Origin of the sequence: Amaricoccus solimangrovi, assembly GCF_006385685.1 — a bacterium.
Lineage (GTDB): Bacteria > Pseudomonadota > Alphaproteobacteria > Rhodobacterales > Rhodobacteraceae > Amaricoccus > Amaricoccus solimangrovi.
Genome location: NZ_VFRP01000004.1, coordinates 74,021 through 87,468 on the forward strand (window position 1 = coordinate 74,021; position 13,448 = coordinate 87,468).

Annotated in this window: 10 protein-coding genes; 5 read left to right on the forward strand and 5 right to left on the reverse strand. The window is 71.0% G+C overall.

Annotated elements, in window-relative coordinates; genetic code table 11:
* Positions 1-119 precede the first annotated feature (119 nt).
* Together FJM51_RS06605 and FJM51_RS06610 are read right to left on the reverse strand one after the other, a co-directional pair.
* Positions 120-1,955 carry an ABC transporter ATP-binding protein gene (locus FJM51_RS06605; RefSeq protein WP_140453336.1) on the reverse strand — a complete coding sequence of 612 codons (1,836 nt, stop codon included), beginning with the start codon at positions 1,953-1,955 and terminating at the stop codon, positions 120-122.
* Positions 1,952-3,793 carry an ABC transporter ATP-binding protein gene (locus FJM51_RS06610; RefSeq protein WP_140453337.1) on the reverse strand — a complete coding sequence of 614 codons (1,842 nt, stop codon included), beginning with the start codon at positions 3,791-3,793 and terminating at the stop codon, positions 1,952-1,954. Before FJM51_RS06610 ends, FJM51_RS06605 begins: the two co-directional genes overlap by 4 nt.
* A 328-nt stretch (positions 3,794-4,121) precedes the next feature.
* Here FJM51_RS06610 and hemF point away from each other — a divergent pair, with 328 nt between their 5' ends.
* The gene (gene hemF, locus FJM51_RS06615) at positions 4,122-5,048 is read left to right on the forward strand and encodes an oxygen-dependent coproporphyrinogen oxidase (protein ID WP_140453338.1); all 927 of its coding nucleotides are present in this window, start codon (positions 4,122-4,124) and stop codon (positions 5,046-5,048) included.
* A gap of 88 nt (positions 5,049-5,136) precedes the next feature.
* On the opposite strand, the gene FJM51_RS06620 is transcribed toward hemF, so the two are convergent.
* Together FJM51_RS06620 and FJM51_RS06625 are read right to left on the reverse strand one after the other, a co-directional pair.
* Entirely contained in the window at positions 5,137-6,255 is a 1,119-nt protein-coding gene (locus FJM51_RS06620; RefSeq protein ID WP_140453511.1) for a CCA tRNA nucleotidyltransferase, read from the reverse strand.
* 56 nt (positions 6,256-6,311) lie between these two features.
* The gene (locus FJM51_RS06625; RefSeq protein ID WP_140453339.1) at positions 6,312-6,932 is read right to left on the reverse strand and encodes an NUDIX hydrolase; all 621 of its coding nucleotides are present in this window, start codon (positions 6,930-6,932) and stop codon (positions 6,312-6,314) included.
* 265 nt (positions 6,933-7,197) lie between these two features.
* On the opposite strand from FJM51_RS06625, the gene glyA reads away from it, so the two are divergent.
* Positions 7,198-8,484: a serine hydroxymethyltransferase gene (glyA, locus tag FJM51_RS06630; RefSeq protein WP_438502750.1), complete on the forward strand. Its 1,287-nt coding sequence runs from the start codon at positions 7,198-7,200 to the stop codon at positions 8,482-8,484.
* The gene (locus FJM51_RS06635; protein ID WP_140453341.1) at positions 8,484-9,827 is read left to right on the forward strand and encodes an alginate lyase family protein; all 1,344 of its coding nucleotides are present in this window, start codon (positions 8,484-8,486) and stop codon (positions 9,825-9,827) included. The genes glyA and FJM51_RS06635 overlap by 1 nt, the downstream gene beginning before the upstream one ends.
* A 43-nt stretch (positions 9,828-9,870) precedes the next feature.
* Here FJM51_RS06635 and FJM51_RS06640 read toward each other — a convergent pair whose 3' ends face one another.
* On the reverse strand, positions 9,871-11,694 hold the full coding sequence (locus tag FJM51_RS06640; RefSeq protein ID WP_233713022.1) for a PHA/PHB synthase family protein: 1,824 nt from the start codon (positions 11,692-11,694) through the stop codon (positions 9,871-9,873).
* Positions 11,695-11,811: 117 nt separating this feature from the next.
* Here FJM51_RS06640 and FJM51_RS06645 point away from each other — a divergent pair, with 117 nt between their 5' ends.
* Both FJM51_RS06645 and FJM51_RS06650 read left to right on the forward strand, forming a co-directional pair.
* Positions 11,812-12,192, forward strand: a complete 381-nt coding sequence (locus tag FJM51_RS06645; protein ID WP_140453343.1) for a hypothetical protein — start codon at positions 11,812-11,814, stop codon at positions 12,190-12,192.
* Positions 12,193-12,244: 52 nt separating this feature from the next.
* Positions 12,245-13,429, forward strand: a complete 1,185-nt coding sequence (locus FJM51_RS06650; protein ID WP_140453344.1) for a multidrug effflux MFS transporter — start codon at positions 12,245-12,247, stop codon at positions 13,427-13,429.
* Positions 13,430-13,448 lie beyond the last annotated feature (19 nt).

Genomic DNA, 13,448 nt, shown 5'->3' on the forward strand with positions numbered 1-13,448 from the left:
CGGACCAAGGTCCGCCCTACGCGGGCCGCTCCGTAGGGCGGACCTCGGTCCGCCATCCCCCCCGCCCCGCAGCGCGCTCCGTAGGGCGGACCTCGGTCCGCCGTCCCCCCCGCCCCCCGTCATTCGGCGGCGAGGTCGATGAAACCGCCCGACTGGCGGTTCCAGAAGCCCGCGTAGAGCCCGCCCCGGCGCAGGAGTTGGGTATGGCCCCCCTCCTCGACGATCCGGCCGCCGTCGAGCACGACGATCCGGTCCATCCGCGCGATGGTCGAGAGCCGGTGCGCGATCGCGATCACCGTCTTGCCCTCCATCACCGTGTCGAGCGTGTCCTGGATCGCCGCCTCCACCTCCGAATCGAGCGCCGAGGTCGCCTCGTCGAGCACCAGGACCGGCGCGTTCTTCAGGATCACGCGGGCGAGCGCGATCCGCTGGCGCTGGCCGCCCGAGAGCTTCACGCCGCGCTCGCCGAGATGGGCGGCGTAGCCCTCGCGCCCCTTGAAGTCGCGCAGGCCCAGGATGAAGTCATGCGCCTCCGCCCGCCGCGCCGCCTCCTCGACCTCCTCGATCGTGGCGTCGGGCCGGCCGTAGCGGATGTTCTCGAGCGCGGAGCGGTTGAACATCGCCGTCTCCTGCCGCACCACGCCGATCTGGGCGCGCAAGCTGTCCTGCGTCAGGTCGCGGATGTCGGCGCCGTCGAGCAGGATCCGCCCGCCCTCGACGTCGTAGAGCCTGAGGAGCAGCGAGACCGCCGTGGTCTTGCCCGCGCCGGAGCGGCCCACCAGCGCCACCCGCTCGCCCGGCCGGACGCGGAGCGTGAACCCGTCGAGCGCCGCGCGGGTCCGGCCGTAGCCGAAACGCACCTCCTCGAAATCCACCTGCCCCCGCGCCGGGGCGGCGGCCGGCGTCGCATGGGAGGCGTCGGTGATCCGGTGCGGGGGCGAGAGCGTGCGCATCCCGTCCTCGATCTCGCCGAAATTCGCGACGATCCCCATCGCCGTCATGCTGACCCAGCCCGACATCTGCGCGAGCCGCGTCGCGATCATCCCCGCCGTCGCGATCTCGCCCGCGCTCGCCGCGCCGCGCGTCCAGAGCAGGAGCGAGCCGCCGACGAGCAGCACCGGCAGCCCGCCCGAGAGCGTCATCAGCCAGAAGCGGAAGGACGCGCTCGCCGTGCCGAAGCGGATCGCCGCCTGACGATAGCCGCCGAGCGCCTCGCTCGTCGCGCGGTCCTCGCCCTCGCCATGGGAGAAGAGCTTCACGGTGGCGATGTTGGTGATCGTGTCGACCACCTGGCCCGTCACGATGGCCCGCGCCGCCGCCCGCGCGGTCGAGCCGCCCCGGATCCGCGGCATGTAGGTCCGGATCAGCACGACATAGCCGCCGAGCCAGACCAGCATCACGACGCCGAGCCAGAGGTTCACCCCGGCCATCACCGCGATCGCGCCGACGATGGCGGTGACCGCGAGGCCGAGCGTGTTGACCGTCTCGCTCACCGCCTCGGTGATCGCGCGCGCGGTCTGCTGCTGCTTCTGCGCGATGCGCCCGGCGAAATCGTCGTCGAAGAAGGAGAGCGACTGGCCGAGCGTGTGCCGGTTCAGCCGCGACAGCACCAGCGGATAGAGGTTCGGGTTGAGCGTGAGCGCGTTCACCGCCGCGCCCGCTCCCATGAGCGCGGGCCGCAGCAGCAGGAAGAAGCCCATCGCGAGCAGGAGCTGGTGCCAGTGCCGGGCGATCAGGTCGGCCGGCCCGCTCGACTGCGCGAGGTCGATGAGCCAGCCGATGATCTGCGCGCTCAGCACCTCGGTGACCCCGACCGAGACCGAGATCGCGAGGCCGATCAGCACGGCCGGCAGCGCGCCCCGAAGCGCCCAGCGCAGGAAGATCCAGAGCCGGTCGGGAGGCGGCCCCTCCGCCGTCCGGGTATGATCGATCAGTTCGGAAAAGAACCGCTTCACTCGGCCGCCTCCAGATTGATGAAGCCGCCCGACTGGCGGTTCCAGAACATCGCATAGAGGCCTCGGCGCGCGAGAAGCTCCGCGTGGGTGCCTTCCTCGGCGATCCGGCCCTGATCGAGCACGACGATCCGGTCCATCCGCGCGATGGTCGAGAGCCGGTGCGCGATCGCGATCACCGTCTTTCCCTCCATCACGCCGTAGAGCGTGTCCTGGATCGCCGCCTCGACCTCCGAATCTAGCGCGCTGGTCGCCTCGTCCAAGATCAGGATCGGCGCGTCCTTCAGGATGACGCGCGCGAGCGCGATGCGCTGGCGCTGGCCGCCCGAGAGCTTCACGCCGCGCTCGCCCACCACCGCGTCGTAGCCCGCGCCGCCCTCGGCGTCGCGGAGCGCGGTCACGAAGTCATGCGCCTCGGCCCGGCGCGCGGCCGCGATCATCTCGGCCTCGCCCGCCTCCGGCCGGCCGTAGAGGATGTTCTCCCGGACCGAGCGGTGCAGCAGCGAGGGATCCTGCGTCACCATCCCGATCCGCCGCCTGAGGCTGTCCTGCGTGACCGAGCGCAGATCCTGGCCGTCGATCGCCACCGTCCCGCCCTCGGGATCGAAGAAGCGCAGCGCGAGGTTCACGAGCGTCGACTTGCCCGCGCCGGAGCGGCCGACGAGCCCGACCTTCTCGCCCGGCGCGATCGTCAGCGTCAGCCGGTCGAGCCCGCCCGCGCCGCGGCCGTAATGATGCGAGACGGCGGAGAAGACGATGCCGCCGCCGCTCACGCGAAGCTCGGCCGCGCCGGGCGCGTCGGGCAGGTCGATCGGCTGCGCGATGGTGCGCATCCCCTCGCGGATCACGCCGATCTCGCGGAAGAGGCCGGAGAGGACGAACATGATCCAGTAGGTCATCGAAGTGAGCCGCAGCGTCAGCGCGGTGGCCGCGGCGACCGTCCCGACGCTGGCCGCGCCGAGGCCCCAGAGCCAGGCGGCGTAGCCCACGACCGCGACGATCAGGAGTCCGTTCAGCAGCGACAGGCCCATGTCGAGCAGCGTCATCTCGCGCGCCTGCCGGAAATGGGCGGCCCGGCTCGCCGCGATCGCCTCCTCCGCGTAGGCCTCCTCGGCCCGGCCATGGGCGAAGAGCTTCACGGTCTGGATGTTCGCATAGGCGTCCACCATGCGCCCGTTGAGCGTCGAGCGCGCGTCGGAGAAATCGCGCGACGCCGCCTCGAGCCGGGGGATCATGCGCCCGATCAGCGCGAGATAGAGCCCCGTCCAGACCACGAGCGGCAGCGCGAGCCGCGGATCGGTCCCCGCGAGCAGCCAGATCGCCCCGCCGAGATAGACGACCGCGTAGGCGAGCGCGTCGAGCACCTGGAACATCACCTCGGTGACGGCGGGCGCGGTCTGCATCAGCCGGTTGGCGATCCGGCCGGCGAAGTCGTTCTGGAACCAGCCGACCGACTGGCGCAGCACATGGGCATGCGCCCGCGACCGCGCCAGCGCCTCGACATTGGGCATCAGCGACTGGTTGATCAGCGCCGCGCCCAGCGTCTGGACGAGCGGCTTCGCGACGAGGAGCAGCGCCGCGGCGAGGGCGAATTCGCCGCCGTGCCGCGCCCAGACCTCCGCCGGCGCGCCCGAGGCGAGCAGGTCGACGAGCCGCCCGGCGTACCAGATCAGCAGCACTTCGCCCGCGCCGACCAGGATGACCGTGGCGAGCGTGAGGAGAATCGCCGTCCGCGCCGGGCGCAGATACGCCGCGACGAAGGGCCGGAGCCGGTCGGGCGGCGGCGCGTCGCGGTCATGGGGCGCGGCTGGGTCGACGAGCGACTCGAGAAAGCGGAACATGGCGGGAGACCTTGGAAGAGGGAGGCGGAGCTGTGGAAGCGGGGCGAGCCACGCGGCCCGATTCGCGGGACGGCGGCTCAGAAGCGCGCGGAAATCCCGGAAATTGCCATTCCACATATCCCTCCCGAAGGTCGGCGGCCTTTTACCGCGGACGCGGCCGGATGTCACGCCTCGATCGGCCCGGCGCTTCGCGAAGGCTTGATTCAGCGCAAGGCGCGCCGGGCGCGGCGGGCGCAGACCGCTCGGCGGCGCCGCGGGTCCATCGCGGCTGGACAGGAGCGGAAAGATGTCGGTAACCGGGATCCGGAAATGCCGGGATGAGGATCAAATGGTCGGTCGGGTCGAAGTCGAGACGGTCTCCGAGGAGGCGAGCGCGGAGCGCAAGGCCCGCGCCAGCGCCTGGTTCACGGAGTTGCGCGACCGGATCCGCGCCGCCTTCGAGGCGCTGGAGGACGCGCAGGACACCGGCCCCTTCGCCGACCTGCCCCCGGGCCGGTTCGAGCGCAAGGAGACCCGGCGCCAGTCCGCCGTGGCGGGCGAGGACGCCGGCGGCGGCGTCATGTCGGTGATGCGCGAGGGCCGGGTCTTCGAGAAGGTGGGCGTCAACATCTCGACCGTGCACGGCACGCTCGAGCCGATGGCGCGGCGGCACCTGACCGCGCGCAAGGAGATCCCGGGCCTCGACGAGGATCCGCGCTTCTGGGCGAGCGGGATCAGCCTCGTCGCGCACATGCGCTCGCCGCTGACGCCGGCGGTGCACATGAACACGCGGATGTTCTGGACCCCGGCGGGAAGCTGGTTCGGCGGCGGCGCCGATCTCAACCCGATGTTCGACGTGGCCGAGGACACGGCCTTCTTCCACGCGAAGCTCCGCGAGGCCTGCGACGCGCATGATCCCTCCTACTATCCCCGGTTCAAGGAATGGGCGGACGAGTATTTCATGATCCGCCACTGGAACGAGCCGCGCGGTGTCGGCGGGATCTTCTACGACGATCTCTCGACCGGCGACTGGGAGGCGGATTTCGCCTTCACCCAGGACGTCGGCCGCGCCTTCCTCGCCGCCTTCCCCGCGATCACCGAGCGGCACATGCGCGAGCCCTGGACCGAGGCGCAGCGCGAGGTCCAGCTCGTGAAGCGCGGGCGCTACGCCGAGTTCAACCTAGTCTATGACCGGGGTACCCAGTTCGGACTGCGGACCGGGCACAATCCCGAGGCGGTGCTGATGTCGCTGCCGCCGGTCGCCAAGTGGCCGTGACAGCGCCCGATATGTAAACGCATATCGCGCCGCCGGCGACGGGATCGGCGGCGCTCCGGGTGAATATGCATATGCATATTCGCCGCGCTCAGGCGCCCTGGGCGGCGGGGTGGCGCAGGAGGTCGGCGCGGGTGAGGGTGAAGCCCGAGTCGATCCAGGCCCCCTCCAGCGCGCGCAGCGCCGCGCCGAGCGCGGGGCCGCGCAGCGGCAGGTCGGCGGCGGAGACCGGCATTTTCGCGGCGGCGCCGCGCGCGATCTCGCCGGCGAGACCCGGGTCGGGCACGGCCGCGAGGGTGGCGACGCGGATCAGCGCCGCGTCCCGCGCCGCCTCCGCCCCGTGGCGATAGGCCGCCTCCGCCGGATTGGCGCGGCCGAGCGCGGCGCCGATCGCCGCGATCCGCCGCGCCTCGGCCTTGGAGAGCCGCAGCCGGTCCGCCCAGTCGGGCGCCCCGCCGAGCGCGGCGAGCCGGCGCGGCCAGTCCGGGCCGACCCCGAGCTTTCGCTCCGCGAGCAGGAGCGGCCCGATGGCCCGGGGATCGGCGCCGGGCAGGATCCGGGCGAGGATCCCGGTCCCGGCCATCGCGCCGAGCGCCGTCGCCGGATCGGGCGCGGCGAGCAGCTTGCGCGTCTCCGCGCCCACGCGCTCGCGCGAGAGCGCGTCGAGCCCCTCCTGCCCCGCCGCGCAGGCGGCGAGCCCCTCCGGGTCGAGCCCGCCCTCGGGATCGGCGTACCAGGCATGGAAGCGGAAGAAGCGCAGGACGCGGAGGTAATCCTCGGCGATGCGCTCCTGCGGATCGCCGACGAAGCGGAGCCGGCGCGCCGCGAGATCGGCGAGCCCCTCGCCCAGCGGATCGAGCACCGCGCCCGATCCGTCCGCGTAGAGCGCGTTCATCGTGAAGTCGCGCCGCGCCGCGTCCTCGGCGAGCGAGTCGGAGAAGGCGACGACCGCGTGCCGGCCGAAGGTCTCGACGTCGCGGCGGAAGGTGGTCACCTCGAAGGGGGCGCCCCTGAGCACGAGGGTCACGGTGCCGTGCTCGATCCCGCTCGGCACCGTCCGGATCCCGGCGGATCCCGCGAGGTCCAGCACGCGCTCCGGCCGGGCGTCGGTCGCGATGTCGATATCCGTCGCCGCCGCGCCGATCAGCGCGTTGCGCACGCAGCCGCCGACGAAATAGGCGCGATGCCCGGCGCGGGTCAGCAGCGCCATCGCCTCGGGCGCCCCGCCCCCGACCAGCCAGTCCGCCGAGACGCGGGTCGCGAGGGTCACGGCGCGCCGATCAGGTCGCCGAGCGTCGCGAGCATCCGCGCCGTGGCGCCCCAGATGTAATAGGGGCCGTAGGGGATCGCGAGATAGATCCGCCGCCCCCCTCCCCAGGCGCGGCTGTGCCGCCGCCGGTGCGCCGGATCGACGAGGAAGGCGAGCGGAACCTCGAAGACCTCCTCGACCTCCGAAGGGTCGATCCGGGGCTCGAATCCCGGCGTCACCAAGCCGACGAAGGGCGTCACCGAGAACCGCGTCACCGTCTCGTGCCGGTCGAAGGAGCCGAGGATGCTGACCGAGGCGGGATCGAGCCCGATCTCCTCGCGCGCCTCGCGCAGCGCCGCGTGCAGCGGCGTCGGATCGCCCGGATCCTGCTTGCCGCCCGGAAAGGCGATCTGCCCCGGATGATGCCGGAGCCGCGCGGCGCGGCGCGTCAGCACGACGTTGAGCCCCGCCCCGCGCGCGATCAGCGGCACCAGCACCGAGGCGGCGCGGAGCCGGAGCGGTCCCTCCGGCCGCCATTCCGGGTTGAAGTCGAAATCGGAGGTTCCCGCGAAATCCCCGCCGTCCGGCGGGCGCAGCGCCGATCTGATATGTGCGATGTTGAGCCGTTGCTGATCCATGCCGACGCCGCGGAAATCCCTTTCGGAAAGGATGGTATGCCAGCCCCCCGCGTGCAAGCCCGGCAAGCCCGGACCGGCCGGGCGAAAGAGCCGATTCGCCGCCGCGACGCCGCTCGCGCGCGAAATCGTGTCGCAATCGCGCGCGCGGAGGGGGAGGAACGGGGCTAGGACGGGGGACGTTTTGCCGGGTTCCCCGCGATCTGCGATCGCGGTATCAGTCCCGGCGAAATCCCTCATGGCCCGGAGTACCGCCCCCGTGAAAGACATCCCGACCGAAAGCGGCTTTTTCACCGAGAACCTCGGCTCGCGCGATCCGGAGCTGGCGCGCGCGATCGGCAACGAGCTGACGCGGCAGCGCGACGAGATCGAGCTCATCGCCTCGGAGAACATCGTGAGCCTCGCGGTCCTGCAGGCGCAGGGCTCGGTGCTGACCAACAAATACGCGGAGGGCTATCCCGGCCGCCGCTACTACGGCGGCTGCCAGTATGTCGACGTGGCCGAGCAGCTCGCGATCGACCGGGCGAAGCAGATCTTCGGCGCCGGTTTCGCGAATGTGCAGGCGAATTCCGGCAGCCAGGCGAATCAGTCGGTGTTCCTCGCGCTCTTGAAGCCGGGCGACACCTTCCTCGCGATGGATCTCTCGGCCGGCGGTCACCTGACGCATGGCGCGAAGCCGAACATGTCGGGCAAGTGGTTCAACGCGGTGCATTACGGCGTGCGCCAGCAGGACAGCACTCTCGACTACGACCAGATGGAAGAGCTCGCCCGCGAGCATCAGCCGAAGCTCATCATCGCCGGCGGCTCGGCCATCCCGCGCCAGATCGACTTCGCGCGCTTCCGCAAGGTCGCCGACGAGATCGGCGCCTATCTGATGGTCGACATGGCGCATTTCGCGGGCCTCGTGGCCGGCGGCCAGCATCCGAACCCGCTCGAGCACGCGCATGTGGTCACGACCACCACGCACAAGACCCTGCGCGGTCCGCGTGGCGGCATGGTGCTCACCAATGACGAGACGATCGCGAAGAAGATCAACTCGGCGATCTTCCCGGGGCTTCAGGGCGGTCCGCTCATGCATGTGATCGCCGGCAAGGCGGTGGCCTTCGGCGAGGCGCTGCGGCCCGAATTCTCCGAATACGCGGCGAACGTGGTCGCCAATGCCCGGACGCTGGCCGAGACGCTGATGAAGGGCGGGATCGACATCGTCACCGGCGGCACCGACACGCATCTGATGCTGGTCGACCTGCGGCCCAAGGGCGTGACCGGCAAGGACGCGGAGGCCGCGCTCGGCCGGGCGCATATCACCTGCAACAAGAACGGCATCCCGTTCGACCCGCAGCCGCCGACCGTGACCTCGGGCGTCCGGCTCGGCACGCCCGCGGGCACGACGCGCGGCTTCGGCGAGGCGGAGTTCCGCGAGATCGGCGAACTCATCGTCGAGGTGGTGGACGGTCTCGCGAAGAACGGCGTGGACGGCAACGGCGAGGTCGAGGCGAGCGTGAAGGCGCGCGTGCGGGCGCTCTGCGACCGCTTCCCGCTCTACCCGGGCCTCTGATGATCCGGGCGCGTCCAGCGCGCCCGACACGCCCCGCGCGGCGGTTCGCCGCGCGCGCGGGGCTCGCGCTTCTCGCGCTCATCCTCGCCGCGACCGGCGTCGCGGCGCAGGAGGCGCCGGACGCCGCCCTGCCGGAGGGCGTCGAGCGCTATACCAAATCCCGCTCCGACTGCTTCCTGCCCGGCGAGCGCCGGGACTATGACAAGTGGATCGCGCAGTTCCGCCAGCCCCTGGCCGGCTGCGACGTCGGCGTGATCGCGCCGCCGCGCGTGATCCAGTCCCACCGTCTCTACAAGGAGCGCTCCGGCTGGATCGTCGACTGCGTCGGCATGCGCCAGAAGGAATTCGCCACCCGCTTCATCGACACCTATCTGGGCGAGATCGTGTCCCGCGCCGAGGAGGCGGAGACCTCACCCGCCGCTGCGACCTGCGGCGCGAACATGTTGCGGGTCTGGGCCGAGGCCGATGCGATGACCGAGATCGGCGACGGGGGGTACGAGGGCCAGAGCGAACTCAAGATCAGCTGGACCTTCGGCGGGCTCTCCGCCGCCTATTTCATCCATCCGAAGCTCCGCGAGGCCGCGCGGGAGATCAGGACCGCGGACGGCGGCACGGCGGATCAGGAAATCCTCGCCTGGTTCCGCAAGCTGTCCGGCCCGGTCTCGGCGCAGATCGACCGCGAGCGCGCGGAGAACAACGAGGACAACCTCCAGTACTGGCGGGGCTATGCGATCCTGCCCACCGCGTTCATGACCGGGGACGCCGAACTGACGCGGCAGAGCCGGCGGGTCTTCGACGCGGCGCTCGGCCAGGTCGTCATGGGGTCGAAGGATCCGGCCGACGACGGCTGGCTGCCGTACGAGATGGAACGCGGGCCACGCGCCCTGCTCTACCAGATGTACGCGACCACGCCGGTGCTCGCGATGGCGCTGCTGTCGAAATCCGAGGGCTGCGGCTTTCTCGCCGGCGAGGAGGCGCGGGCGCGGCTGACGATGATGCTCACCCGCGTGCTGGAAGGCTGGTCCGATCCGACGATCGTCTCCGCCCAGGTGGCGCGCTATGGCAGGAACGGCAAGCGGCTGAGGCAGATCAGGACCGGGACGCCGCGCCGCGCGGCGCGGCTCCTCTATCTCGCGAACCAGATCGACCCGAAGCTCTACGAGGCGGTGGATCGGAACCTCGCCGCCTTCACCGGCGAGCCGAGTCCGGTCTTCAAGCCGACGACCGGCGCCAAGGCGGGCAACGACCGGCTCGGCGGGGATTACCGGGACATCGCCGCCGCGGCGGAACGGCCGGGGCCGCCGCCGGCGGCGATCGCCGGCGTCTGCCGCGCCAAGGGCTGAACCGGCGGCTGAACGGGCGCCTGGCCCGCCCCGGGGGTGGGAATCAGGCCGTCTCGGCGGGCTTGTCGAAACGGTGCTTCACGTAGCTTCCCGGCGCGGGCTCGACAATGCCATGCACGGCGCCGGGCTCGCGCGCGGCGACCATCTCGCCCGAACGCTCCTTCAGCCAGGCGTCCCAGTCCACCCACCAGCTGCCCGGCGTCTCGTGCGCCCCCCTGAGCCAGTCGTCGAGCTCGGCCCCGGACATGTCGGCGTTGGTCCAGAACTGGTACTTGCCGAGCACCGGCGGGTTGACCACGCCCGCGATATGGCCGGAGCCGGAGAGGACGAAGCGCAGGTCCGCGCCCTTCATCTCCTTCGCGCCGCGATAGACCGAGGCGGCCGGGGCGATGTGATCCTCGCGCGTCGCCACGTGATAGACCGGCCCCCTGATGTCGGCGAGGGTCACCGGCACGCCGCGGACGCTGAACTGGCCCTTGGCGAAGGCGTTCCGGATGTAGAACTGCTGCAGGTAGAAGCCGTGCACCCGCGCGGGCATCGCGGTCGAATCGGCGTTCCAGTACAGCAGGTCGAACGGGAACGGCTCCTTGCCGAGCATGTAGTTCGAGACGACGTAGCCCCAGATCAGGTCGTTCGCGCGCAGCATGTTGAAGGCCGAGGCCATCCGGTCGGCGGGCATGTAGCCCTTCTCCATGTCGCCGTCGATCACGCCGATCGTCTGCTCGTCGACCAGGATCTGCAATTCGCCCGCGTCCTCGAAATCGAGCTGCGCGGTGAAGAAGGTCGCCGAGTTCACCCGGGTGTCGCCGGTCTTGCCCATGTAGGCGAGCATCGTTCCCGCGAGCGTGCCGCCGATGCAGTAGGAGGCGATGTCGAGGCTGTCCTGCCCGGTCTCCCGCAGCACCTCGTCGATGGCCGCGGACATGCCGTTGAACATGTAGCTGTCCCAGGTCTCGCCGCCGTGCCGCTCGTCGGGATTGACCCAGGAAACCATGAAGACCGTGTGGCCCTGATCGACCAGCCACTTGACGAGGCTCTTCTTCGGATTGAGGTCGAGCACGTAGTACTTGTTGATCCAGGGCGGGATGATCAGCAGCGGCTTCGCACGCACCTGCTCGGTCGTCGGCGCGTACTGGATCAGCTGCAGGATCTGGTTCTGCCAGATCACCGCGCCGGGCGAGACGGCGGTGTTCCGCCCCACCTCGAACGCGTCCATGTCCGTCTGCCGGATGATGAGCTTGCCCTTTCCGCGCTCGAGATCCTGCAGCATCATCTTGAGGCCGCGCACGAGGTTGTCGCCCTTCTGCGAGACCGTGGCCTCGAGCACCTCGGGGTTGAGCGCGAAGAAATTCGCCGGGTTCATCGCCTCGGCGAACTGGCGGGTGTAGAAGGCGGCCTTCTTGCGCTCCTTCGGATCCATCTCGCCGACGGTTCCGACCGCGTCCTGGATGAAGCCCGAGGTCAGCAGATAGGACTGCTTGAGATAGTCGAAGACCGCGTTCTCGCTCCAGTCCTTGTGCGCGAAACGCTTGTCCGCCTTCATCATGTGCGGCAGGTCGAGATTCTCCGGCACATCCTTCGCGCCGAGCCACTTCAGCATCGAATTCTGCCAGAGCGCGTTCTGCGCCGCCCAGTATTCGAGCGTCTTGTCCGCGACCTGCTTCGGGTTGTCCCACATCTGCCGGTAGAGCTCGGCGAAGGTGGGCCAGGTGTTCAGCGGGTCGGGACGCACCTGCCCGCCGCCTTCCTGCATCTGCGCCGCGAGAAACTTCTGCCAGATCTGGCCCGAGATGTCGAAGACCTCGGCCATGTTGTGCGCGACATGCTGGCCCTGCTCCGCCAGCGTCTGCTCGTCCTTCGTATCCATGGCCACGCGTTTCCCCTCCGAGATAGACCGCCGAGCTTGCCGCCCGACTTTGGTACCGATACTACTGTCACGCGGGCGGGCGCGCCAACAGCGAAAATCCTCATTCCCGGGAGCGACATGCGACACTCCGGCGCCCTGCCAGACCGGTTGCCCGCCGCGCCGCGGCGCGCCGGACGGCTGCTCGGCCTCGCGCTTCCGGGCCTCGCGCTGCTCGGTCTCGCCGCCTGCGACGCGCCGCCCGAGGCGCGGTTTCCGATCTCCGAGAAGGGCGCCGCCCTGCCCACGCCCGAGCTTGGCGAGACGGCGCGTTTCGGCCGGGTCGCGGGCACGTCCGGGACCGAGGGCGGCGCGCTCGAGGCCGACCGCGCCGCGCTCGCCGCCCGCGCGGAGGCGCTGCGCGCGCGGGCCGCCGATCTCTCCGGCCCCGTGCTCGATCCCGCGACCCGCACGCGTCTGCTCGACGCGCGCGAGAGCGGGGCCGCGGCCCCGCCGCCCTGACCGCCACCTTGACCGCCTTCGCGCCGCGCGCGCTTTCGAACGGGGCCTCGCGATGATCTCCGACTTCGCCCGACAAGCGATCGTGCTCGGCCTGCTCGGCGCGGTCGGCCCCTTCGCGATCGACATGTATCTGCCGGCGCTTCCCACCATCGCCGCCGATCTCGGGGCGACGACGGCCGCGACGCAGATGACGCTGATGGTCTTCTTCCTCGCCTTCGGCCTCTGCCAGCTGATCTACGGTCCGGTCTCGGACATGACCGGCCGGCGGCCGCCGCTGGCCTTCGGCCTCGGCCTCTTCGCGCTCGCCTCGCTCGGCTGCGCGCTCGCGCCGACGATCGAATGGCTGATCCTCGCCCGCTTCCTGCAGGGCGTGGGCGCCTCGGCGGTGATGGTGATCCCGCGCGCGATCATCCGCGACCGCTATACCGGGACCGAGGCGACGCGGATGATGGCCCTCGTCATGCTGGTGATCAGCGTGAGCCCGATGCTCGCGCCCCTCACGGGCAGCGCGCTGATCGCGCTTTTCGGCTGGCGGGCGGTCTTCGCCGGGATCCTCGCCGCCTCGCTGCTGAGCCTCTTCCTGGTCCTGCGCGTCCTGCCCGAGACGCACGCGCCGGAGAAACGGGCCCCGCTCAGCTTCGCCGCGCTCGGCCGGGGCTTCGCCACCCTGGCGCGGGACCCGGTCTTTCTCGGCCTCACCTTCATCGGCGGCCTCGGCATGGCGAGCTTCTTCGCCTTCCTCGCCGCCTCCTCCTTCCTCTACATCGACCATTTCGGGCTGACGCCCACGCAATACAGCCTCGCCTTCGCGATGAACGCGATCGGCTTCTTCGCCGCCTCGCAACTCGCGGCCCGGCTCGGGGAGCGGCACGGCGCGCCGAAGGTGGTGAGGGCGGCGACGGCGGGCTACGCGGCGGGCATGCTCACGCTGCTCGCCGTGACGCTCGCGGGGATCGACAGCCTGCCCGCGCTGATGGCGCTGCTCTTCGTGAGCTTCGCCTTCCTCGGGCTGGTGATCCCGACGGCGATGATCCTCGCGCTCGAGGAGCACGGCGAGATCGCCGGCATCGCCTCGGCGCTCGGCGGCACGCTCCAGATGGTGCTGGGCGCGCTCTCCATCGCCGTGGTGAGCGCGCTCTTCGACGGAACGCCGCTGCCGATGGTCGCGACCATCGGCGTCTGCGCGACGGTGGCGCTCGTCCTGTCGCGCACGGCGCTCCGCCGGCTGGGGGCGTGAGGGGGGGAGCCGGGGGGGG

Coding starts and splice junctions, on each gene's coding strand:
- FJM51_RS06610 (WP_140453337.1), bottom strand. CDS start 3,793: ATGTTCCGCTTTCTCGAGTCGCTCGTCGACCCAGCCGCGCCCCATGAC.
- hemF (WP_140453338.1), top strand. CDS start 4,122: ATGGTCGGTCGGGTCGAAGTCGAGACGGTCTCCGAGGAGGCGAGCGCG.
- FJM51_RS06620 (WP_140453511.1), bottom strand. CDS start 6,255: ATGGCGCTGCTGACCCGCGCCGGGCATCGCGCCTATTTCGTCGGCGGC.
- FJM51_RS06625 (WP_140453339.1), bottom strand. CDS start 6,932: ATGGATCAGCAACGGCTCAACATCGCACATATCAGATCGGCGCTGCGC.
- FJM51_RS06635 (WP_140453341.1), top strand. CDS start 8,484: ATGATCCGGGCGCGTCCAGCGCGCCCGACACGCCCCGCGCGGCGGTTC.
- FJM51_RS06640 (WP_233713022.1), bottom strand. CDS start 11,694: ATGGATACGAAGGACGAGCAGACGCTGGCGGAGCAGGGCCAGCATGTC.
- FJM51_RS06645 (WP_140453343.1), top strand. CDS start 11,812: ATGCGACACTCCGGCGCCCTGCCAGACCGGTTGCCCGCCGCGCCGCGG.
- FJM51_RS06650 (WP_140453344.1), top strand. CDS start 12,245: ATGATCTCCGACTTCGCCCGACAAGCGATCGTGCTCGGCCTGCTCGGC.